Origin of the sequence: Micromonospora sp. NPDC001898 (assembly GCF_042891255.1) — a bacterium.
GTDB lineage: Bacteria > Actinomycetota > Actinomycetes > Mycobacteriales > Micromonosporaceae > Micromonospora.
The window spans coordinates 103,932-129,539 of the sequence record NZ_JBIATC010000004.1 but is presented as its reverse complement, the minus strand read 5'-3'; the positions used below and the strand labels follow the sequence as shown (position 1 = coordinate 129,539).

Genomic DNA, 25,608 nt, shown 5'->3' with positions numbered 1-25,608 from the left:
CGTCGACGCAGCAGCGATCACGTCAGGACACCCCCAGCTCCCGGTCGATGAAGTCGAAGACCTCGTCCGGCGTGGCGTCCTGGAGCTTCTCGGTGACGGTGTCCCCGCCGCCGCCCGCCGGGGCGTCGTCCTCGTTGAGGGAGGCGAGCAGCGCCCGCAGCCGCTCGGTGATCCGAATCCGGGCGCTACGGTCCGGCGCCGAGCCGGTGAGCGCCGCTTCCAATCTGTCCAGTTCGCCGAAGACCGGCGCGACACCGACCACCCCGCCGTCGACGATCGCCGCCCGGACGTACTCGGCGAGCCCGACCGCGGTCGGGTAGTCGAAGACCACCGTGGCGGGCAGCCGGACGCCGGTCGTCGCGGACAACCGGTTGCGCAGCTCCACCGCGGTCAGCGAGTCGAAGCCGAGCTCCCGGAAGGCCCGGTCCGGCTCGACGGCGTCCATCGAGGCGTGCCCGAGCACGGCGGCGGCCTGGCCGCGTACCAGTTCCAGCAGGGTCTTGCGCCGCTCGGCGTCGGTCTGCCCGGCGAGCAGGGCGGCCAGCGACTCGGGGGACGCCCCGGAGTCGTCGGCCCGCTCGGTGACGGCCCGCTGCGCCTCGGCGACGCCCCTGAGCAGTGGGCTGGGCCGGACGGCGACGAACCCCGGTACGTACCGGGCCCAGTCGATGGCGGCGACCAGCGTGGCCGGTTCGCGCCGTGCCACGCACCGTTCCAGCGCGGCGAGGGCGGGCGCGGTGTCGAGGCGGGCCACGCCCGTGCGGCGGCGACGTTCCTCCACGGCCGGGTCGGCGGCGGCCATCCCGCCGGCCGCCCAGGGACCCCAGGCGATCGAGGTGGCCGGCAGCCCCTGCCGGTGCCGCTGCTCGGCGAGGGCGTCGAGGTACGCGTTCGCGGCGGCGTAGCTGCCCTGGCCGGCGGCGCCGAGCTGGCCCGCCATCGCGGAGAACAGCACGAACGTGCGCAGGTCCCGGCCGACGGTCAGCTCGTGCAGGTGCAGCGCGCCGAGCACCTTGGGCCGCAGCACGGTGGCGATCCGGGCGGCGGTGAGGCCGTCCAGGACCCCGTCGTCGAGGACGCCCGCCGCGTGCACGACGCCGGTCAGCGGCGCGTCGGCGGGCACGTCGTCGAGCAGCTTCGCCAGTGCCGCCCGGTCGGCCACGTCGCAGGCCGCGACGGTGACCCGGGTGCCCGCGTCGGTCAGCTCCCGGGCCAGCTCGGCGGCGCCCGGCGCGTCCGCGCCCCGGCGGCTGACCAGCAGCAGGTGCTCGGCGCCCCGGGCGGCCAGCCAGCGGGCCACCTCCGCGCCGAGCGCGCCGGTGCCGCCGGTGACCAGCGTGGTGCCCGGGTGGTCGGGCGCGTCGGCGGCGGGGGCTCCGGCGGGGGCCCGGACCAGCCGGCGGACGAGGACGGTGGCCCCGTCGAGCGCGAGCTGGTCCTCGCCGTCGAGGCCGGCGAGGGCGGCGCAGAGCAGGTCCCAGCCGTGGTCGTCGAGGGTGGCCGGCACGTCGACCAGGCCGCCCCAGCGCTCGGGGTGTTCCAGGGCGACGGCCCGGCCGAGGCCCCAGAGCAGCGACTGCTCCGGCCGGTCGACGGTCCCGCCCCGGGTGGCGCCGGCGGCGCCCCGGGTGACGCACCACAGCGGCGCGGACACGTCGAGGTCGCCGAGGGCCTGGATCAGGGCCAGCGAGCGGGCGAGGAACGGCGGCACCGGCTGGGTGTCGTCGACCGCGCCGTCGGCGAGGGCGAGCAGCGACAGGACACCGTGCGCCGGGGCGGTGTCCCCGTCGGTGGTGCGGGTGGCGGCGGTCAGGTGCTCGGCGACGGCGGCCCGGTCGGCCAGCCGCTCGGGCAGCAGCACCAGCCGGGCGTCGGCGCCCCGGCGGGTCAGCTCGGCGACCGCCGTCTCGCCGTCGGCAGCGTGCCGCTCGTCGGCGACGACCCACCAGGCGCCGGGAACGAAACTGACGGGCGTCCCGGTGTACGGCTGCCAGACGCTGCGGTAGCGCCAGTCGTCGAGGGTGGACCGTTCCCGCTGCTGCCGCCGCCAGGAGGCGAGCACCGGCAGGGCCGCGCCCAGCCGTTCGAGGGATTCGGCGGCGCTCTGCGCGGTGAGTTCCGCGAGCGCGGGGAGATCCTCCCGCTCGACGGCGGCCCAGAACGCGGAGTCGACGCCGGTCGGCGCGTCGTCCTGACCGGGCTGCCCGGCGATGGCGGTCGGCCAGAACCGGTCCCGGTCGAAGGCGTAGGTGGGCAGCGGCACCACGTCGGTTCCGGCGAGCACGTTCGTCAGGTCGACGGGCAGGCCGATGGCGTGCGCGGTCGCCAGGTTCGTCAGCAGCCGGGTCGCGTCGTCGTCACCCCGGCGCAGGCTGCCCAACGTGTGTCCGGTGGTTCCGGTGTCGTCGAGGATCGCCGTCACCGGCATCGTCAACACCGGATGCGGGCTGATCTCCACAAACGTGGTGTGGCCGGCGGCGATCGCGACCCGGACGGCGGCGTCGAACTGCACCGTCCGGCGCAAGTTGTCGTACCAGTACTGCGCGCCCATGGAGGTCGGATCGACCCAGTCCCCGGTCAACGTCGACACCAACCGGACGTCGCCGGCCTGCGGGGTCACATCGGCCAGGTCCGCCCGCAACTGCTCCGCGACCTCCTGCACCGACGCCGAATGCGACGCGTAGTCCACCGGAATCAACCGGGCCCGGATCCCTTCGGCCTGGCACGCCTCCACGAGGTCCGCCACCGGCTGCGGCGGACCCGAGACGACCACGGTGGCCGGACCGTTCACCGCCGCCACCCCGACACCGGGAAACGCGCCCAGCCGTTCGGTCACCGCATCGGCGGACAGATCCACCGACGCCATCGCCCCCGTACCCCGCAACACCGCGAGGGCCCGCGAGCGCAGGGCAACCGTCTTCGCCGCATCGTCCAGCGACAGGATCCCCGCCACACACGCCGCACCGATCTCACCCTGCGAGTGACCGACCACCGCCTGCGGGGTGACGCCCGCGTGCCGCCACACCGCCGCCAAGGCGATGCCGACCGCCCACAGCACCGGCTGCACCACCTCGACCCGCTCCAACCACGACTCGTCCCCGCCCGTCAACACCGCGACGAGATCCACGTCCAGGAACGGAGCCAGAGCACGCTGACACTCCGCCAGCCGCACGTCGAACACCGGCGTCCGACCCACCAGACCAGCCGCCATCCGCGCCGACTGCGCACCCTGACCCGGGAACACGAACACCGGACCCGCACCGTGGGACGCGACCACACCCGTGACGGCCGTCCCCGCAGGCGCACCCGCGCCCAGGGCGTCCAGACCGGACAGCAGCTCCTCGACGCTCGACCCGACGACCGTCGCCCGGTGGTCGAACGTCGACCGGGTCGTGGCCAGGGACCACGCCACTCCGGCCGGCGCGACGCCGTCGTGTTCCCGGACGTACCGGGCCAGGCGGGCGGCCTGACCGGCGAGGGCGGCCCTGGACCGGGCCGACACCGACCACACCGTCACGCCCGAGGCGACCAGCCCCGGCGCCGTGGCGGGGACGGCGACCGGCTCGACCGGCTCGTCGTCGGGCAGCTCGATGATCACGTGCGCGTTGGTGCCGGAGATGCCGAACGACGACACCGCCGCCCGCCGCGTCCGGCCCGTCTCGGGCCACGGCGTGGCCTCGGTCGCCAACTCCACCGCGCCCGACGTCCAGTCGATGTGCGGGGAGGGCTCGTCGACGTGCAGGGTCGCCGGGACGACACCCTCCTGCATGGCCAGCACCATCTTGATCACGCCGGCCACCCCGGCCGCCGCCTGGGTGTGGCCGATGTTGGACTTCACCGAGCCCAGCAGCAGCGGCGCGTCCCGGCCTTGTCCGTAGGTGGCCAGGAGCGCCTGCGCCTCGATCGGGTCGCCGAGCGTCGTGCCGGTGCCGTGCGCCTCCACCACGTCCACGTCCGCCGTGGACAGCCCCGCCGAGGCGAGGGCCTGCCGGATCACCCGTTGCTGCGACGGGCCGTTCGGGGCCGTCAGACCATTGCTGGCACCGTCCTGGTTGACCGCGCTCCCCCGCACGATCGCCAGGACCCGGTGCCCGTTCCGCCGCGCGTCAGCAAGCCGCTCCACCAGCAGCACACCGACGCCCTCACCCCAGCCCGTGCCGTCCGCGCCCGCCGCGAACGCCTTGCACCGCCCATCGGCGGCCAATCCCCGCTGCCGCGAGAACTCCACGAACAACCCCGGCGTGGCCATCACCGTCACACCACCCGCGAACGCCAGGTCACACTCGCCGCGCCGCAGCGACTGCACCGCCAGGTGCAACGCCACGAGGGACGACGAACACGCCGTGTCCACCGACACCGCCGGCCCCTCCAACCCCAACGCGTACGCCACCCGACCCGACACCACACTCGCCGCATTCCCCGTCCCCGCGAACCCCTCCACCTCATCCGCAGAAACCATCAACAGGGCCCCATAGTCCTGACCATTCGTCCCCACGAACACCCCTGTTCGCGAACCCCGCAACCCCCCCGGATCAACCCCTGCCCGCTCCACCACCTCCCACGACGCCTCCAACAACAACCGCTGCTGCGGATCCATCGCCAACGCCTCCCGAGGCGAGATGCCGAAGAAGCCCGCATCGAAGTCCGCCACCTCGTACAGGAAGGCGCCGCTACGGACGTAGGAGGTGCCGGTGGAATAGGGGTCGGGGTCGTACAGGCGCTCGACGTCCCAGCCCCGGTCGCCGGGCAGGTCGGAGACGGCGTCCCGGCCGGCGTGCAGCATCTGCCAGAACCGCTCCGGGTCGGTGGCGCCGCCGGGGAACCGGCAGGACATGGCCACGATCGCCACCGGCTCGTCGTCGCTGAGCGTCACGGGGGCGGTCTCCGCCGGAGCCTCGGCCTCGCCACCCAGTTCCTCGTGCAGGTGCCGGGCGAGCGCGGTGGCGGTGGGGTAGTCGAAGACCAGGGTCACCGGCAGGCGCAGCCCGGTGGCGGTGGCGAGCCGGTTGCGCAGCTCCACGGCGGTCACCGAGTCGAAGCCGAGGTCCCGGAACGCGTGGTGCGGGTCGACGGCCTGGCCGCCGTCGTACTTGAGGACGGTGGCGGCCTGGTCGCGGACCAGGTCGAGCAGCGCCTGCTGGCGTTCGGCGGCGCTCATCCGGGTGAACGCCCCGGCCGGGCCGGCCTCCTCCACCTCCTTCGCCTCGACGAGGCCCTTGGTGGCCTGGAGCTGCTGCGCCTCGGGGATCTCGGCGATCAGCGGGCCGGGCCGGGTGGCGGTGAACGCGACGTAGAACCGGTCCCACGCGATGTTCGAAATGGTCAGGAAGGTCTCGTCGTGCTCGACGGCCTGGTGCAGCGCGGTGACGGCGAGCCGGGGATGCATCTCGGGCGCGCCGTGGCGGTGCAGCATCCGACCGAAGTCGCCCTCGGCCATGCCGCCGCCGCCCCACGCGCCCCAGCCGATGGAGGTGGCGGGCAGGCCGAGGCCGCGCCGGTGCTCGGCGAGGGCGTTGAGGAACGCGTTGCCGGGGGCGTAGTTGCCGACGCCGGAGCTGCCGACGGTGCCGGCCATCGAGGAGAACAGGATGAACGCGTCGAGGTCGCGGTCGCGGGTCAGCTCGTGCAGGTTGAGCGCGGCGTTGACCTTGGCGCTCAGCGCGTAGTCGACCTGTTCCAGGGTGAGCGAGTTGATCACGGAGTCGTCGAGGACGGCGGCGGTGTGCACGACGGTGGTCAGCGGGTGCTCGGCGGGCACGTCGGCGATGACGGCGGCGAGCGCGTCGCGGTCGGCGGCGTCGCAGGCGGCCACGGTGACCCGGGCGCCCAGGCCGACCAGCTCGGCCTCCAGCTCGGCGATCCCCTCGGCCTGCCGGCCGCGCCGGCTGAGCAGCACCAGGTGGGACGCGCCGTTGGCGGCGAGCCAGCGGGCCATGTGCCCGCCGAGGGCGCCGGTGCCGCCGGTGACCAGGGCGGTGCCGGAGGGCCGCCAGGTCCGGGTGGCGGGGGCGTCGCCGAGCGGGGCGCGCAGCAGCCGTCGGCCGAACGCGCCGGCCCGGCGCAGGGCCACCTGGTCCTCGCCGTCGCCGCCGGTGAGGACGCGGACCAGCCGCCGACCGGCGGCGTCGTCCAGCTCGTCGGGGAGGTCGACGAGGCCGCCCCAGCGGTCGGGGTGTTCCAGGGCGGCAACCCGGCCGAAGCCCCAGGCGAGCTGCTGCACGGGGTGCGGCAGCGGGTCGGCGGGGTCGGTGGAGACGGCTCCGGAGGTCAGCGTCCACAGCGGGGCGCGGACGCCGGCGTCGCCGAGGGCCTGGGTCAGGGTGACCGTGCCGGCGAAGCCGACCGGCGCGGACGGGTGCGCCGGGGCGGGCGTCTCGTCGAGCGCGAGCAGCGACACGATCCCGGCGACCGGTCCCGCCGCGGCGAGGTCGCGCAGCCGGTCGGCGAGGGCGGCGCGGTCCGTCCGCTCGGTGTCCAGGGCCAGGGGTACGACGGTCCCGCCGCGCCGGTCGAGGGCGTCCCGGCAGAACGCGGCCTGCGCCGCGTCGGCGTCGTCGGGCCCGGTGACCAGCCACCAGGTGCCGGTGGCGGTGGGCTCACCAGGCCCGTCGGTGGCGACGGGCAGCCAGGCGTCGCGGTACCGCCAGGAGTCCACCATGGCCTGGTCGCGGTGCCGGCGGCGCCAGGCGGCGAGGGCGGGCAGCACGTCGGCGACGGCCGCCTCGGGCACGGCGTCGGTCGCGTCGGCGGCGAGTTCGGCGGTGAGGGCGCTCAGGTCCTCGGCCTCGACGGCGGCCCAGAACCGGGCGTCGACCTCGTCGACCTCGACCGGGCCGGCGGCCGGGGCGGACGCCGGGGCCGGCTGCGGCCAGTAGAGCTGCCGCTGGAAGGGGTACGTGGGCAGGTCGCGGCGGTGCGCGGCGAGCCCGGCGAACGCGGGCCGCCAGTCGACGGTCGTACCCCCGACGTAGACCTCGGCCGCGGCGCGGAGGAACCGGCCGAGGCCGCCCTCGTGGCGGCGCAGCGTGCCGGTGACGGTGACCGCGCCCGGGTCGGCGGCGGCCAACTCGACACTCTCCTGTACAGCCATGGTGAGCACCGGGTGTGCGCTGACCTCGACGAAGGTCTGGTAGCCGGCGGCGACGAGGCTGCGCACGGCGTCGTCGAAGCGGACGGTCTGCCGCAGGTTGCGGTACCAGTAGTCGGCGTCGAGGTCGGCGGTGTCGAGCCAGTCGCCGGTGACGGTGGACCGGAACCGGATCTCGCTGGTGCGCGGGGTCAGCCCGGCGAGCAGTTCCAGGAGTTGGTCGCGCAGCGGCTCGACGTGGGCGGAGTGCGAGGCGTAGTCGACGGGGATCCGGCGGACCCGCACCTCGCGGGCCTCGTAGTGGGCGACCAGCGCGTCGAGGGCGGCGCTGTCCCCGGAGACGACGACGGAGGTGGGCCCGTTGACGGCGGCGAGGGCGACCCGGCCGTCCCAGCGGGCGATGGTGCTGGTGGCCTCGTCGGCGGTGGTGGCGACGGAGACCATCCCGCCGTCCCCGGCGATGCCGGCGATGATCCGGCTGCGCAGGGCGACCACGGCCGCCGCGTCGTCGAGGGTGAGGGCGCCGGCGACGTGCGCGGCGGCGATCTCCCCCTGCGAGTGCCCGACCACGGCGGTCGGGCGGACCCCGTACGACTCCCAGAGCGCGGCGAGGGAGACACCGACCGCGAACAGGGTGGGCTGGACGACGTCGACCCGTTCCAGGGAGGGGGCGTCGGGCGCGCCGCGCACCACGTCGACCGGCGACCAGTCGACGTACGGGCGCAGCGCCTCGGCGCAGGCGGCGAACTTCTCGGCGAAGACTCCGGCGGTGTCGAGCAGCTCGGCGGCCATGCCGACCCACTGGGAGCCCTGGCCGGGGAAGACGAAGGCGACCTCGCCCGGCGTACCGGCTCCCCGGGTGACGGTCTCCGGGGCGGTCCGCCCGTCGGCGAGCGCGCCCAGCGCGGTGGTCAGGTCGTCCCGGTCGGCGGCGAAGACGACGGCCCGGTGGTCCTGGGCCGCCCGGGTGGCTACCAGCGACCAGCCGACGTCGACGAGCGCGGCGTCGGCGAGCCCGGCGCCGGCGAGGTGGGCGGTCAGGTCGCGGGCGCGGGCGGCGAGGGCGGCGGCGGTGCGCCCGGACAGCACCCAGGGCAGTTCCCCGGTCGGCCCGTCGGCGGTCGGGGCGGGCTCGTCGGCGGGGGCCTGTTCGAGGATGGTGTGCACGTTGGTGCCGCTGATGCCGAACGAGGAGATCCCGGCGCGGCGGACGCCGTCGGCCGGCTCCCAGGGACGGGCGGCGGTGAGCAGCTCGACGCTGCCGGCGGACCAGTCGACGTGCGGGGTGGGCTCGTCGACGTGCAGGGTGGGGGGCAGCACCCCGTGCCGCATGGCGAGCACCATCTTGATCACCCCGGCGACGCCGGCGGCGGCCTGGGTGTGGCCGATGTTCGACTTGATCGAGCCGAGCCAGAGCGGGCGGTCTGCGGGGCGGTCGTGGCCGTACGTGGCGATGAGCGCCTGCGCCTCGATCGGGTCGCCGAGGGTGGTGCCGGTGCCGTGCGCCTCGACGGCGTCGACCTGGTCGGCGGTGAGCCGGGCGTTGGCCAGCGCCTGCCGGATGACCCGTTGCTGGGCGGGGCCGTTGGGGGCGGTGAGCCCGTTGGACGCGCCGTCCTGGTTGACGGCGCTGCCCCGGATCACGGCGAGGACCGGGTTGCCGTCGCGGCGGGCGTCGGAGAGCCGCTGGAGGACCAGCAGGCCGACGCCCTCGCCCCAGCCGGTGCCGTCGGCGGCCCCGGCGAACGGCTTGCACCGGCCGTCGGCTGCCAGCCCGCGCTGCCGGGAGAAGCCGACGAAGATGCCGGGGGTGGCCATCACGGTGGCGCCGCCGGCCAGGGCCAGGTCGCACTCCCCCGCCTGGAGGGCCTGCGCGGCGAGGTGCATGGCGACCAGCGACGACGAGCAGGCGGTGTCGACGGTGACGGCGGGGCCGTGCAGCCCGAAGGAGTACGCCAGCCGGCCGGAGATGACGCTGGCGGAGGTGCCGGTGGCGAGGTAGTTCTCGTCGACGCCCCCGGCGGCCATCAGCAGCGAGCCGTAGTCCTGGCCGTTGGTGCCGACGTACACGCCGGTGCGGCTGCCGCGCAGCGCGGTCGGGTCGATCCGGGCCCGCTCGAACGCCTCCCAGGTGGTCTCCAGCAGCAGCCGCTGCTGCGGGTCCATGGCCAGGGCCTCGCGGGGGCTGATGCCGAAGAAGGCGGGGTCGAACTCGCCGGCCCCGGCGACGAAGCCGCCCTCGCGGACGTAGCTGGTGCCGAGGTGTTCGGGGTCGGGGTGGTACAGCTCGGCGACGTTCCAGCCGCGCTCGCCGGGCATCAGGGTCATCGCGTCGGTGCCGCCGGAGACCAGGTCCCACAGCTGCTCGGGCGAGGACACCCCGCCGGGGAAGCGGCAGCTCATCGCGACGATGGCGATCGGCTCGCGGTGCAGGTCGGTGCCGTCGGCGACCACCTCGCCGGGCGCGTGGCCGGCGGTGCGGTCGTGCAGGTGGGCGGCCAGCTCAGCGACGGTCGGATGGTCGAAGACGAGGGTGGCGGGCAGGGCCGTGCCCGTCTCGGCGGCGAGCCGGTTGCGCAGCTCGACGGCGGTGAGCGAGTCGAAGCCGAGGTCGCGGAAGGTGCGGTCGGGCAGCGGCTGGCCTGCCGGGTAGCCGAGCACCACGGCGGCCTGGGTGCGGACCAGCTCGGTGAGCTGCGGCAGGGACCGGCCGACGACCACGGCGCGGACGGGGCCGGCGGGCGCGGCGGGCACCCCGGGCAGGGCGGCGATCAGCGGGGTGGGCCGGCCCCAGGCGGCGGCGAGGCGTCCCCAGTCGACGTCGGCGACGGTGAGCGCCGGCTCGGCGGCGTTGACGAGGCGGCCGAGCGCGGTGACCGCCTCGGCGGCGGGCAGCGGGTTGACGCCGCCCCGGGTGAGCCGGGCGGTCAGCGCGGCGGTGGCCGCGGCCATCCCGTCGGAGGCCCAGGCGCCCCAGGCGAGCGCGGTGGCGGGCAGCCCCTGGCCGCGTCGCCAGGCCGCGAACGCGTCGAGGTACGCGTTGGCCGCCGCGTAGTTGCCCTGGCCGGCGCTGCCGACGACCCCGGCGAGGGAGGAGAAGAGCACGAACGCGTCGAGGTCGCGGCCGGCGGTGGCCTCGTGCAGCACCCGGGCGGCGCGGACCTTGCCGTCGAGGACGGTCTGCATCCGGGCCGGGTCGAGGCCGTCGAGGACGCCGTCGTCGACGACCCCGGCGGTGTGCACGACGGCGGTGAGGTCCGGCAGACCGGCGACCAGCGCGGTGACGGCGTCGGCGTCGGTGACGTCGCAGGCGACGATCCGGGCGGCGCCCAGCTCGGCCAGCTCCCCGGTCAGCTCGGCGGCGCCGGGGGCGTCGGGGCCCCGCCGGGAGGCGAGGACCACCTCGGCGGCCCCGTTGGCCAGCAGCCACCGGGCGGTGTGCCGGCCCAGCGCACCGGTGCCGCCGGTGACCAGCACCGTGCCCGACGGCTGCCAGCCCGCCCCGGCGGGCGGGGCGGCGGGCACGAGGCGGCGGCCGAAGGTGCCCTGCGGGCGGATCGCCACCTGGTCGTGGCCGGCGTCGGCGAGGACGGCGAGCAGCGCGTCCCCGGTGGCCCGGTCGAGGCGGTCGGCGGCCCCGCCGGTCGGGTCGACCCCGCCGGTCGGGGTGCCGTCGGCGGGCGGGGTGCCCCCGGCGGGCAGGTCGGTGCCGGCGGGCAGGGCTGGGCCGGCGGGCCTGTCGGTGCGGGCGGGCAGGGCGGGCAGGTCGATCAGGCCGCCCCAGCGGTCGGGCTGTTCCAGGGCGACGACCCGGCCGAGCCCCCAGGCCGCCGCCGATGCCGGGTCGGCGACGGTCTCGCCGTTACCGACGGACACGGCGCCGCGGGTGACGCACCACAGCCGACCGGCCAGGCCGGTGTCGGCGAGGGCCTGGACGAGGGTGAGGAGCAGGGCGGTGCCGGCTGGCACGGCGGGGGCGTCCGGCAGCGCCGCGTCCCCCTCGGGCAGCACGCACACCACCCCGGCCCACCCCGCCCCGCCGCCCTGGCGCAGCACCTCACCCAGCTCACCCCGCCCGACCCCGGCGGGTACGACGAGGCGGTCCACGTCCGCCCCCGCCCCGGCCAGCACGCCCGCCACCCCGCGATCATGCGGTTGCGGCCCCGATGAAAGCCGCATTCCGCCCGAATCAAGGGCCGCAACTGCAAGATCGGCGGGGGTGGGGGTGACGATCAGCCAGCGGCCCTTCAGGGCCGGGGTGGGGGCGGGGCGGACGGGTTGCCAGTCGACGCGGTACGACCAGGCGTTCAGGGTGGCGTCGCGGAGGCGGGCCTTGCGCCAGGACGACAGGACCGGCACGGCCGGGGCGAGGGCCTCGACGGCGGACGGGTCGTCCTGCACGGCGAGGTGGGACGCCACGGCGGGCAGGTCCCCGCGTTCCACGGCCGCCCAGAAGTCGCCCTCCGCGCCGTCGGCCCGCCCGCCCGGCTCGGCGGTGGGGGCGAACTCGGGCCAGTAGCGCTGGTGCTGGAACGCGTACGTGGGCAGGTCGACCCGGGTCGCGCCGGTGTCGGCGAACCACGGCTGCCAGGTGACGGGCACGCCGTGGACGTGCAGCTCGCCGAGGGCGGCGAGCAGGGCGGCGGCCTCGGGCCGGTCGGCGCGCTGGGCGGCGACGGCGAGGACGCCGGTGTCGCCGGGCAGCGCGTCGGCGGTCATCGCGGTGAGCACGCTGCGCGGCCCGACCTCCAGGAACGTGTCGACCCCGGCGGCCCGCAGCGCGGTCACCCCGTCGGCGTACCGGACGGTTTCCCGGACGTGCCGTGCCCAGTGGTCGGCCGTGCGGATCTCGTCGGGGTCGGCGAGCGCGCCGGTCAGGTTCGACACCACCGGCAGCAGCGGGGCGGCGAACGTCAGCTTGTCGAGCACCGCCCGGAACCGGGCCAGCATCGGCTCCATGAGCGGACTGTGGAAGGCGTGGCTGACGGCGAGCCGGCGGGTGCGGGCACCCCGGTCCCGCCAGGTCCGCTCGACCTCGTCGAGGGCGTCGACGTCGCCGGACACCACGACCGAGGCCGGCCCGTTGACGGTGGCGATCCCGACCCGGTCGGTCAGCCCGTCCAGCGTCGCCACGACATCGGCCTCCGGCGCGGCGACGGCGAGCATCCCGCCGCCGGCCGGCAGGGCCTGCATCAGCCGGCCCCGGGCGGCGACCAGCGCGCAGGCGTGTTCGAGGGAGAGCACCCCGGCCACGTGGGCGGCCGTGATCTCGCCGATCGAGTGGCCGCCGACGAAGTCCGGCGCGATCCCGAAGGACTCCACGAGCCGGAACAGGGCCACCTCGACGGCGAACAGGCCGGCCTGGGTGAACACGGTCTGGTCCAGCAGAGCAGCCTCGGGGGTGCCGTCGGCGGCGAACAGCACCTCCCGCAGGGGGCGCGGCAGGGCCCGGTCCAGGTGCCCGCACGTCTCGTCCAGCGCGGCGGCGAACACGGGGAAGGTCTCGTACAGCTCCCGGCCCATGCCGGCGCGCTGCGCGCCCTGGCCGGAGAACAGGACCGCGAGCTGGCCACGGGTCGAGCCCGTGCCGGTGAGCACGGTGCCGGCCGGCGAGCCGGCGGCGAGGGCGCGCAGCCCGGCGAGCAGATCGTCCCGGCCGGTGGCGGCGACGACGGCGCGGGTGTCCAGGGGGGACCGGGAGGCGACCGACGAGTGGGCGACGTCGAGGGGACGCAGGTCGGCGTCGGCGTCCAGCCACGCCGCCCAGCGGCCGGCCTGCGCGGCGAGCGCGCCCTCCGACCGGGCCGACAGCAGCACCGGTACGACCGGACGGCCGGCCGTCGGGGCCGGGGCGTCCTCGCCCGCCTCCGGGGCTGGGGCCTGCTCGACGATGGTGTGCGCGTTGGTGCCGGACACCCCGAACGACGACACGGCCGCCCGGCGGGGCCGGTCCACGGCCGGCCACGGGGTCGCCTCGGTGGCGAGGCTGACGGCCCCGGCGGTCCAGTCGATGTGCGGGGACGGCTGGTCGACGTGCAGGGTCGGCGGGACGATCCCGTGCCGGATGGCCAGCACCATCTTGATCAGCCCGGCGACGCCCGCGGCGGCCTGGGTGTGCCCGATGTTCGACTTGACCGAGCCGAGCAGCAGCGGCGCGGCGTCGCCCCGGTCCTGCCCGTACGTGGCCAGCAGCGCCTGCGCCTCGATCGGGTCGCCGAGCCGGGTGCCGGTGCCGTGCGCCTCGACCACGTCGACCTGCTCGGGGGTGAGCCGGGCGTTGGCCAGGGCCTGCCGGATGACCCGCACCTGGGAGGGCCCGTGCGGGGCGCTCAGCCCGTTGGACGCGCCGTCCTGGTTGACGGCGCTGCCCCGGACCACGGCGAGCACCGGGTATCCGTGGCGCTGGGCGTCGGAGAGGCGGGCGAGCAGCAGCATGCCGATGCCCTCGGACCAGGAGGTGCCGTCCGCGCCGGCGGCGAACGCCTTGCACCGGCCGTCGGCGGCGAGGCCGCGCTGCCGGGAGAAGCCGACGAAGACCGCCGGGGTGGGCATGACCGTCACGCCGCCGGCCAGCGCCAGCTCGCAGTCGCCGTTGCGCAGCGCCTGCGCGGCGAGGTGCACGGCGACCAGCGACGACGAGCAGGCGGTGTCGACGGTGACCGCCGGCCCTTCGAGGCCCAGGGTGTACGCGACCCGGCCGGAGATGACACTGGTGGCGTTGCCGGTGAGCAGGTGCCCCTCGCCGTTCTCGGCCTGGGCCTGGGCCATCATCCCGTCGTAGCCGTGCGACGCGGCCCCGACGAACACGCCGGTGCGGCTGCCCCGCACCGCCGGCAGCGGCAGCCCGGCCCGCTCGAACGCCTCCCAGGACGTCTCCAGCAGCAGCCGCTGCTGCGGGTCCATGGCGACGGCCTCGCGGGGTGAGATGCCGAACACGTCGGCGTCGAAGTCGGCGGCGTCGTAGACGAAGCCGCCCTCGGACACGTAGCTGGTGCCCGGGTTGTCGGGGTCGGGGTGGAACAGCCGGTCGAGGTCCCAGCCCCGGTCGGCGGGGAACGGGCCGATGCCGTCCCCGCCGTCGCGGACGAGGTCCCAGAGCTGCTCAGGTGAGGAGACGCCGCCGGGGTAGCGGCAGCTCATCGCCACGATGGCGATGGGCTCCTGCGCCCGGTCCTCCAGCTCGCGCAGCCGCCGCCGGGTGCGCCGCAGCTCCGAGGTCGTACGCTTCAGGTACTCGACGTACTTTTCGTCCTCGTTGCTCACCGTGGACCCACCTCACTCGGCATGCCGTGGTCGTTGCGGCTGGTCACGACGTCTCCAGCTCGCGGTCGATCAGGTCGAAGATGTTCTCGGCGGTGGCCGACTCCAGGTCGTCGTCGCCGTCCGCCTCCGACTGCCGCTCGGCCAGCCGGTCCAGCAGGCCGTGCAGCCGGTCGGTGATCCGGCGGAACTCGTCGTCGGCCGGGTCGAGGCCGGCGAGCGCCGCCTCGAGGCGGTCGAGTTCCCGCCCGGCCGCCGCCGAGGTGTCCGCCGCGCCGGCCGGGGCGAACTGCCCGGCGAGGTGCGCGGCGAGCGCCGCCGGCGTCGGGTTGTCGAAGACCAGCGTCGCGGGCAGCCGCAGCCCGGTGGCCGCGCCGAGCCGGTTGCGCAGCTCGACCGCGGTGAGCGAGTCGAAGCCGAGTTCCCGGAACGCCCGGGTCGGTTCGATGCCGGCCGGGTCGCCGTGGCCGAGGACGACGGCCACGTGCGACAGCACCAGGTCGCGCAGGGCGCGTACCCGCTTGTCGTCGGAGAGGCCGGCCAGGGTCGCGGCGAACGCCTGCCCGGCGGCGGCCTCACCGGCGGCGGCCCGGCGGCCGGCGGTTCGGACCAGGCCGGCCAGCAGCGGATGGACGGGCACGCCCGGCGCCGCCACCCCGGTGCTGATCTTCGCCGGCATGAGGACGGGGCGTTCGGACCGCCAGCCGGCGTCGAACAGGGCGAGGGCCTCGTCGTTGGACAGGGCGGCCATGCCGCCACGGTCGAGCCGGCGGATGTCGGCGACGTCGAGGTGCCCGGTCATGCCGCTGGCCTGCGCCCACCGGCCCCAGGCGAGGGCGACGGCCGGCAGGCCGAGGGCCCGACGGTGCTCGGCGAGGGCGTCGAGGAACGCGTTGCCTGCGGCGTAGTTGCCCTGCCCCGGACCGCCGAACACGCCTGCGGCGGCGGAGAACAGCACGAACGCGGTCAGCTCGTGGCCGAGGGTGGCCAGGTGCAGGTTCCAGGCCGCGTCGACCTTGGGGCGCAGCACCGCGGCGAGCCGGTCGGGGGTGAGTGACTCGACGGTGGCGTCGTCGAGGACCCCGGCGGCGTGCACGACGGCCCGCAGCGGCTGCCGGGGGTCCACCATGGACAGCACGTCGGCGACGGCGTCCGGGTCGGCCAGGTCGGCGGCGACGATCGACACGTCCGCGCCGAGCGCCTTGAGGTCTGCCAGCAACTCGTCGGCGCCCTCGGCGTCGGGGCCGCGCCGGCTGACCAGGAGGAGCTGCCGGGCGTCGTGCGCGGTGACCAGGTGCCGGCAGAGCAGCGCGCCGAGGGTGCCGGTGGCGCCGGAGACCAGGACGGTGCCGTCGAGCCGGGGCGGCTGCGGGATGCTCAGGGCGAGCTTGCCGACCTGCCGGGCCTGGCTCAGGAAGCGGAACGCCTCCGGGGCCCGCCGCACGTCCCAGGTGCGCCGGGGCAGCGGGCGCAGCGCGCCGGTGGCGAAGAGCGCCATCAGCTCGCCGAGCATCCGGCCGATGGCGTCCGGCCCGGCCTCGATGAGGTCGAAGACCTGGTAGTCGACGCCGGGATGGGCCTCGGCGACCCGCTGCGGGTCCCGCTTGTCGGTCTTGCCCATCTCGACGAACCGGCCGCCGGGGGCGAGCAGCCGCAGGGACGCGTCGACGAACTCGCCGCTGAGCGCGTTGAGCACCACGTCGACGCCCCGCCCGGCGGTGCGGTCGCGGAACTCCTCGACGAAGTCGAGGGTGCGGGAGGAGGCGAGGTGCGCGTCGTCGAGGCCGGTGGCCCGCAGCGCCGGCCACTTGCCGGGGCTGGCCGTGCCGTAGACCTCCGCGCCGAGGTGGCGGGCGATCTGCACGGCGGCCATCCCGACGCCGCCGGCCGCGGCATGCACCAGCACGGACTCCCCCGCCGCCAGCCGGGCCAGCTCGACCAGGCCGTACCAGGCGGTCAGGAACACCACCGGCACGGCGGCGGCCTCGGCGTACGACCAGTCGTCGGGGATGCGGGTGAGCAGGCGGCGGTCGGTGGCCGCGACGGAGGAGAACGACCCGGAGAAGATGCCCATCACCCGGTCGCCCGGGGCGAGGTCGGTGACCCCCGGCCCGACGTCGAGCACCACGCCGGCCCCCTCGTTGCCCAGCACCTCCTGGTCGGGCACCATGCCGAGGGCCAGCACCACGTCGCGGAAGTTCAGCCCGGAGGCACGCATCGCGACGAGGACGTGGCCGGCCGGCAGGTCACCCTGCGCCGGGGCGGGCAGCAGGGCGAGGTTCTCCAGCGTCCCCTTCTCGGTGACGTCGAGCCGCCACGGCGCGCCGTCGGCGGGCAGCGGCAGCGCCACGGCGTCGCGGGCCCGGACCAGCCGGGGCGTCAGCGGCGCGCCGTCGCGGACGGCGAGCTGCGGCGCGCCGGAGGCGACGGCCGCCGGGACGGCCGCGAGCGAGGCGGCGGCGCGGTCGGTGTCGAGCAGCGTGAACCGGCCCGGGTGCTCGGACTGGGCCGACCGGACCAGCCCCCACACGGCGGCGCCGGCCAGGTGGCGGGGGGCCTCGCCGGGGGCCGCGCCGACCGCGCCGGCGGTGTGCAGGACCAGCCGGGCCCGCTCCAGCCGGGGCTCGCCGAGCCACGCCTGGACGAGTGCGAGGGCGTCCCGGGCGGCGTCGTGCGCGGCCTCGGCCGCCCGCGCCGGGTCCGCGTCGGCCCCCAGGTCGACCACCACGTCGGGTACGTCCCCGGAGCGCTCGACCGAGACGACCAGGGCCGCCAGGTCGGCGTGGCCGTCGACGGGGTGGCCGGCGGCGGCCAGCGCGGCGCCGAGGCCGGGGGTGTCGGCACCGAGCAGCGCCCAGCGGGTCGTCCCCGCCGTCGCGTCGGCCGGCGGCAGCGGCGTCCAGTCCAGGTGGAACAGCGCGTTGCGGCGCAGCGCGGCGGCCTCGTCGGCGCGGCCGGCGGCGACCGGGCGGAAGGTCAGCGACTCGACGGTGGCGACCGGCTGGCCGGCGGTGTCGGCGAGGGTGACCGTGACGGTGTCCGGGCCCAGCGACCGCATCCGCACCCGCAGCCGGGTCGCGCCGTGGGCGTGCAGGCCGACCGCCCGGAAGGCGAACGGCATCCAGCCGGTGCCGGCGGCGGCGTCCTCGCCCAGCAGGGCGGTGAGCCCGCTGGCCTGTAGGGCCGCGTCGAACAGGGCCGGGTGCAGCCCGAACCGGGACGCCTCGGCGGCGGCGGAGTCGGGGAGCGCCACCTCTGCGTAGACCTCGTCGGCGCCACGCCACACCCGGCGCAGGCCCCGGAAGGCGGGGCCGTAGCCGAGACCCCCCTCGGCCATCCGCGCGTACCAGGCGTCTAGGTCGGCGTCGACCTCGACCGCGTCGGCCGGAGGCCACTGCCCCGCGACGACCACCGGGGCGGGAAGCTGCGGGAGCAGCAGGCCTTCGGCGTGCCGGGTCCACTCGCCGGAGCCGTCGTCCTCGGGCCGGGAGTGCACGGTGACGACCCGCTCGCCGGCGTCGCTCGGCGCGCCGACGCGCACCTGCACCTGCACGGCGCCGCCCGGCGGGAGGACGAGAGGGCTGATCAGCGTCAGGTCGCCCACGTGCCCGGCGTCGACCTCGTCGCCGGCCCGGACCACCATGTCGACGACGCCGGTGCCGGGGACGATCACCGCCCCGCCGACGGCGTGGTCGGCCAGCCACGGGTGGGTACGCACCGACAGCCGGCCGGTGAGCACCACCGTCTGGTCCTCGGCGACGCGGATCGCCGCGCTGAGCAGCGGGTGGCCGGCGTCCTGGAGGCCGGCGGAGCCGACGTCCCGAACCCGGTGGGCGGGCGGGTCCAGCCAGTACCGGTCCCGGTCGAAGGCGTAGGTGGGCAGGTCGACGGTGGCCGTGGCGGCCAGGACCTTCGTGAGGTCGACGGGCAGGCCGATGGCGTGCGCGGTCGCCAGGTTCGTCAACAGCCGGGTCGCGTCGTCGTCGCCCCGGCGCAGGCTGCCCAGGGTGTGTCCGGTGGTTCCGGTGTCGTCGAGGATCGCCGTGACCGGCATCGTCAACACCGGGTGCGGACTGATCTCCACAAACGTGGTGTGGCCGGCGGCGATCGCCACCCGGACGGCGGCATCGAACTGCACCGTCCGGCGCAAGTTGTCGTACCAGTAGTCGGCGGTCATGCTCGCCGGGTCCACCCAGTCCCCGGTCAACGTCGACACCAACCGCACGTGACCGGCCTGCGGGGACACGTCCACCAGGTCCGCCCGCAGCTGCTCCGCGACCTCCTGCACCGACGCCGAATGCGACGCGTAGTCCACCGGAATCAACCGGGCCCGGACCCCCTCGTCGACGCACGCCTGCACCAGATCCGCCACCGGCTGCGGCGGACCCGACACCACCACCGTCCCCGGACCGTTCACCGCCGCCACCCCGACACCCGGGAACTGCGCGAGGCGGGCGGTCACCGCATCAGCCGACAGGTCCACCGACGCCATCGCCCCCGTACCCCGCAACACCGCGAGGGCCCGCGAGCGCAGGGCAACCGTCTTCGCCGCGTCATCCAGCGACAGGATCCCCGCCACACACGCCGCACCGATCTCACCCTGCGAGTGACCGACCACCGCCTGCGGCACCACACCCGCGTGCCGCCACACCGCCGCCAGGGCGATGCCGACCGCCCACAGCACCGGCTGCACCACCTCGACCCGCTCCAACCACGACTCGTCCCCGCCGGTGAGCACCGCGACGAGATCCACATCGAGATACGGAGCCAGGGCACGCTGACACTCCGCCAGCCGCACGTCGAACACCGGCGTCCGACCCACCAGGCCGGCCGCCATCCGCGCCGACTGCGCACCCTGACCCGGGAACACGAACACCGGACCCGCACCGTGGGACGCGGCCACACCCGTCACCACGCCGGCGGCCGGCAGGCCGCCCGCGAGCGCCTCCAGGCCCGCCAACAGCTCCTCGACGGTCGACCCGACGACCGACGACCGCCGGTCGAACGTGGACCGGGTCGTGGCGAGGGACCACGCCACGGCGTCGGCGTCGAGGTCCCCGCAGGCCCGAAGGTGGGCGGCGAGGCGGGCGGCCTGACCGGCGAGGGCGGCCCCGGACCGGGCCGACACCGGCCACACCGTCACGCCCGCGTCGACCAGGCCCGGGGCCACGGCGACGACGTCCGGATCGGCGGGCTCGTCGGCCTGCTCGATGATCACGTGCGCGTTGGTGCCGGACATGCCGAACGACGACACCGCCGCCCGCCGCGCCCGGCCCGTCTCCGGCCACGGCGTGGCCTCGGTGACGAGGGCGACCGCCCCGGCCGTCCAGTCGATGTGCGACGAGGGCGCGTCGACGTGCAGCGTCGCGGGTACGGTCCCGTGGCGCATCGCCTGCACCATCTTGATGATTCCGGCGACGCCTGCGGCGGCCTGGGTGTGGCCGATGTTCGACTTGATGGACCCGAGCAGCAGCGGCGCGGCGTCGCCACGCTCCTGCCCGTAGGTGGCCAGCAGCGCCTGGGCCTCGATCGGGTCGCCGAGCGTCGTGCCGGTGCCGTGCGCCTCCACCACGTCCACGTCCGCCGTGGACAGCCCCGCCGACGCGAGGGCCTGCCGGACCACCCGCTGCTGGGACGGGCCGTTCGGCGCGGTGAGGCCGTTGGACGCGCCGTCGGAGTTGACCGCGCTGCCGCGCACGATCGCCAGCACGTGATGGCCGTTGCGGCGAGCGTCGGACAGCCGCTCGACCAGCAGCACACCGACGCCCTCACCCCAGCCGGTGCCGTCGGCCGCCTCCGCGAACGGCTTGCAGCGGCCGTCGGCGGCGAGGGCCCGCTGGCGGGAGAACTCGGCGAACGTGCCGGGGGTGGTCATCACGGTGACGCCGCCGGCCAGGGCGAGGTCGCACTCCCCCCGCCGCAGCGACTGCACCGCCAGGTGCAACGCCACGAGGGACGACGAACACGCCGTGTCCACCGACACCGCCGGCCCCTCCAACCCCAACGCGTACGCCACCCGACCCGACACCACACTCGCCGCATTCCCCGTCCCCGCGAACCCCTCCACCTCATCCGCAGAAACCATCAACAGGGCCCCATAGTCCTGACCATTCGTCCCCACGAACACCCCTGTTCGCGAACCCCGCAACCCCCCCGGATCAACCCCTGCCCGCTCCACCACCTCCCACGACGCCTCCAACAACAACCGCTGCTGCGGATCCATCGCGGAGGCTTCCCGGGGCGAGATGCCGAAAAAGGCCGCATCGAAGTCCGCCGCGTCGTACAGGAATCCGCCCTGGTCGGAGTACGTGGTGCCGGGGTGCGCCGGGTCGGGGTCGTAGAGGCGGTCGAGGTCCCAGCCGCGGTTGGTGGGAAAGTCGCCGATGGCGTCGACGCCGTCGGCGACGAGCCGCCACAGCCGATCCGGGTCGTCGGCCCCGCCCGGGTAGCGGCAGGACATGGCGACGATGGCGATCGGCTCGTCGTCGTCCACGGTGGTGGCAACGGCGGTCGGGGCCGGCGCGTCGGCGGCGTCGAAGAGGCCGGTGAGCAGGTGGCGGGCCAGCACGACCGGGGTGGGGTGGTCGAAGACGAGCGTGGTGGGCAGCGCCTGCCCGGTGGCCGCGACCAGCCGGTTGCGCAGCTCCACGGCGGTCAGCGAGTCGAAGCCGAGGTCCCGGAACGCCGTGCCGGCCGCGACGGCGGCGGCCCCGCCGTCGTGGCCGAGGACGTCGGCGGCCAGTTCCCGGACCAGGTCGGTGACGGTCTCCTCGCGCCGGGCGGCGGTCAGCCCGGTCAGCCGGCGGCGCAGGGTCGCCGCGGGGCCCTCGTCGCCGTCGTCGACGGGCGCGCCGCCGTCGAGGGCGGCCCGCGCCTCCGGTACGCCGTCGAGCAGCGGCCGTCGGCGCGCCGACGCGTACGCGGGGGCGAAGCGGGACCAGTCGACGTCGGCGACGGTGACGGCGACGTCGTCGTGGTCGAGGGCCTGTTGCAGGGCGCCCATCGCCACGGCGGGGTCCATCGCGGGCAGGCCACGGCGGCGCAGCCCCTGGTCGGAGTCGGCGTCGTGCATGCCGCCGTCGGCCCACGGGCCCCAGGCGACGGCGGTGCCGGCCCGGCCGTCGGCGCGCCGCTGCTGCACGAGCGCGTCGAGGTACGCGTTGCCGGCCGCATAGCCGGCCTGCCCGGCGCTGCCCCAGGTCGCGGCGATGGACGAGTAGACGAGGAAGGCGTCGAGCTCCCGGTCGGCGAGCAGGTCGGCGAGGTGGGTGGCCCCGGCGGTCTTGCCTGCGGTCACCTCGGCCAGTTCGGCCGGGGTGATGGCGGCCAGCGGGGTGGCCTGGGCGATGCCGGCGGTGTGCACGACGACGCGGACGGGCGGGCCGTCGGCCTCGATCCGGTCGAGCAGGCCGGCGAGGGCGACGCGGTCGGCGATGTCGCAGGCGGCCACGGTGACCCGGGTGCCGAGGGCGGTCAGCTCGGCCTCCAGCTCGGCGGCGCCGGGGGCGGCGGGTCCGCGCCGGCTGGCCAGCACCACGTGTTCGGCGTCGGCGGCGGCGAGCCAGCGGGCGGCGCGGGCGCCGAGCCCGCCGGTGCCGCCGGTGATCAGCGCGGTGCCGGTGGGCGTGAACCGGCGTACCGGGGGGCGGTCGCCGACGGCGGCGCGGACCAGGCGGCGGGCGAAGACGCCGGGGCCGCGTACGGCGAGCTGGTCCTCGCCGCCCGCGCCGGTGAGGATCGCGGCGAGCCGGCCGGCGGCGCGGTCGTCGGGTTGGGTCGGCAGGTCGACCAGGCCGCCCCAGCGGTGCGTGGCCTCGACGCCGACGACCCGGCCGAGGCCCCAGATCGCGGCCTGCGCGGGGTCGGCGAGCCGGTCGTACGAGGCGGCGGCGACGGCGCCCCGGGTGACCAGCCACAGCGGGGCGTCGATGCCGGCGTCGCCGAGCGCCTGGACCAGGGTGAGGGTGGCGGCCAGGCCGGGCAGGGCGGCCCGGTCGGCGGTCGGCGGTTCCCCGGCGAGCAGGGAGACCACCCCGGCGACGGCGGTGCCGGCGAGGGCGGCGGCGAGGGCGGCCCGGTCGGCGTCGGGGGCGACGGTCAGCGGCAGCGGTTCGGCGCCGGCGGCGGTGAGCGCGGCCCGGACGGTCCGGACGGCCGGGTCGTCGTCCGCGCCGGCGGGCAGGGCGAGCAGCCAGGTGCCGGTGAGCCGGCCGGCGGCCGGTTCGGCGGTGACCTGCCAGTCGGCCCGGTACCGCCAGCCGTCGAGCAGCGAGTGTTCCTGCCGCTGCCGCCGCCAGTCGGCGAGGACGGGCAGCAGGGTGCGCAGGGACTCGGCGGCGGCCTCGTCGTCGACGGCCAGGGTGTCGCGCAGGGCGTCCAGGTCGGCCCGTTCGACGGCGTCCCAGAAGCGCCGGTCGAGCAGCCCGGTCGCGGTGGCGGCCGGGTCGGCCGGTTCCTCGGCCGGCACCCAGTAGTGCTGCTGCTCGAACGGGTAGGTGGGTAGGCCGACGAGGCGGCCGGGCCGGTCGGCGAGCAGGTCGGCCCAGGCCACGGGCGTGCCGGCGACGTGCAGCCGGGCGAGCGCGCCGAGCAGGGCACGACGTTGCGGGCGGTCCCGGCGCAGCACCGGCACGACCACGGCGGGGGCGACGTCGGGGGCCGCCTCGACGGCGGCGAGCGTCTCCTCGACGGCGGCGGTGAGGACGGCGTCGGGGCCGACCTCGACGAACGTGCCGACGCCGTGGGCCCGCAGGGCGCGGACGCCGTCGGCGAAGCGGACGGCCTCGCGGACGTGCCGCACCCAGTACCCGGGGGTGCGCAGCAGCGCCGGGTCGGCCAGCTCGCCGGTCAGGTTGGACACGATCGGCAGGGTGGGGGCGCGCAGGTCGAGGCGGGCGGCGACGGCGGCGAACTCGGCGAGCATCGGCTCCATCAGGGGGCTGTGGAAGGCGTGGCTGACCCGCAGCCGGCGGACCTTCACCCCCCGCCCGGTCCAGAGTTCGGCCAGCTCGTCGACGGCCGGGCCGGCACCGGAGACGACGACGGAGGCGGGCCCGTTGACGGCGGCGACGGCGACCCGGTCGGTCAGCCCCTCCAGGGAGGCGGCGACGTCGGCCTCGGCGGCGGCGACGGCGAGCATCGCCCCGCCGGCCGGGAGGGCCTGCATGAGCCGGCCCCGGGCCGCGACCAGGGCGGCGGCGTCGGCGAGGGTGAGCACGCCGGCCACGTGGGCGGCGGTGATCTCACCGATCGAGTGCCCGGCGACCAGGTCGGGGGCCAGCCCCCAGGAGCCGAGCAGCCGGTGCAGCGCCACCTCGACGGCGAAGAGCCCGGCCTGGGTGAACACGGTCTGGTCGAGCAGCGCCGCGTCGTCGGTGCCGGGCTCGGCGTTCAGGACGGGCTTCAGCGGCCGGGGCAGGTGCGGGTCGAGGTGGGTGCAGGCCTCGTCGAGCGCCGCCGCGAAGACGGGGTACGCCTCGGCCAGCTCGCGGCCCATGCCGGCGCGCTGGGCGCCCTGGCCGGAGTACAGGAACGCGACGGCGCCACGGTCGGCGGCGGCGCCGGTGACCAGGCCGGGGGCGGGCCGGTCGTCGGCGAGGGCGGTCAGGGCGGTGAGCAGGCCGACGGAGTCGTCGGCGAGGACGACCGCGCGGTGTTCGAGGGGGGACCGGGACACCGCCGAGGTCCAGGCGACGTCGGCGGGGCGCGGGCCGGCGTCGGCGGCGAGGTGGGCGGCCCAGCGCTCGGCCTGGCGGCGCAGCCCGGTGCGGGTACGGCCGGTGAGCAGCACCGGCGCGGGGCCGGGCGGTTCGGGCCGCTCGTCGGTGGCGGCGGGCTCCTCGGGCTGTTCGAGGATGAGGTGGGTGTTGGTGCCGGACATCCCGAACGAGGACACGGCCGCCCGGCGGGGCCGGTCCACGGCCGGCCACCGAGTCGCCTCGGTGACCAGGGTGACCGCGCCGGCGGACCAGTCGACGTGTGGGGTGGGCTCGTCGACGTGCAGGGTGGCGGGCACGGTCCCGTGCCGCATGGCCAGCACCATCTTGATCACCCCGGCGATGCCGGCGGCGGCCTGGGTGTGGCCGATGTTCGACTTGATCGAGCCGAGCAGCAGGGGCGCGGCGTCACCCCGTTCCTGCCCGTACGTGGCCAGCAGCGCCTGCGCCTCGATCGGGTCGCCGAGGACGGTGCCGGTGCCGTGCGCCTCGACCACGTCCACGTCGGCCGTGGACAGTCGCGCGCCGGCCAGGGCCTGGCCGATCACCCGCTGCTGGGAGGGACCGTTGGGGGCGGTGAGGCCGTTGGAAGCGCCGTCCTGGTTGACGGCGGAGCCCCGGATCACCGCGAGGACGGGGTGGCCGTTGCGGCGGGCGTCGCTGAGGCGTTCCAGCAGCAGCATGCCGACGCCCTCGGACCAGCCGGTGCCGTCGGCGGACGCGGCGAACGACTTGCACCGGCCGTCGGCGGCCAGCCCGCGCTGCCGGGAGAACTCGACGAACGGGCCGGGGGTGGCCAGCACGGTCGCGCCGCCGGCCAGGGCGAGGCCGCACTCGCGCTGGCGCAGCGCCTGGCAGGCGAGGTGGATGGCGACGGACGCCGACGAGCAGGCGGTGTCCACGGTGACCGTGGGGCCTTCGAGCCCGAACGTGTACGCCAGCCGCCCGGACACGACGCTGGCGGCGGTGCCGGTGAGCACGTACCCCTCGACGCCGGGGGCGCGGTGCAGCACGGCGGCATAGTCCTGGCCGGAGGTGCCGACGAACACGCCGGAGCGGCTGCCGCGCAGGGACAGCGGGGCGATGCCGGCCCGTTCGAACAGCTCCCAGGTGACCTCCAGCAGCAGCCGCTGCTGGGGGTCCATGGCGACCGCCTCCCGGGGGGAGATGCCGAACAGGGCGGCGTCGAACTTCCCCGCGTCGTGCAGGAATCCGCCGGAGCTGGTGGTCGAGGTGCCGGGGCGGTCGGGGTCGGGGTGCTGGAGGCGGTCCAGGTCCCAGCCCCGGTCGGTGGGGAAGCCGCCGATGGCGTCCCCGCCGGTGGAGACGAACGACCACAGGTCCTCCGGCGAGGCGATGCCGCCCGGGTAGCGGCAGCTCATCGCGACGATCGCCACCGGCTCGGACTCCTCGGCGGTGACCTCGCGCAGCCGTTGGCGGGTCTGCTGCAGCTCGGCGACGACCCGCGTCAGGTATTCGCGCAGCCGCTCTTCGTCCGCCATGACTTCTCGCTTTCTCGTGACACCCACAGGTCCGTGCCGGGCG

General features: G+C 76.4%; 2 protein-coding genes. Both read right to left on the bottom strand.

Features of this window, described 5'->3' with window-relative positions; translation table 11 throughout:
- Nucleotides 1-22 precede the first annotated feature (22 nt).
- Nucleotides 23-14,350, bottom strand: coding sequence for a type I polyketide synthase (locus ACFYZF_RS11265; RefSeq protein WP_387018499.1), 14,328 nt, complete (start codon nt 14,348-14,350; stop codon nt 23-25).
- Nucleotides 14,351-14,393: 43 nt separating this feature from the next.
- Nucleotides 14,394-25,565: a type I polyketide synthase gene (locus ACFYZF_RS11260; protein WP_387018497.1), complete on the bottom strand. Its 11,172-nt coding sequence runs from the start codon at nt 25,563-25,565 to the stop codon at nt 14,394-14,396.
- Between the last annotated feature and the right edge of the window lie 43 nt (nt 25,566-25,608).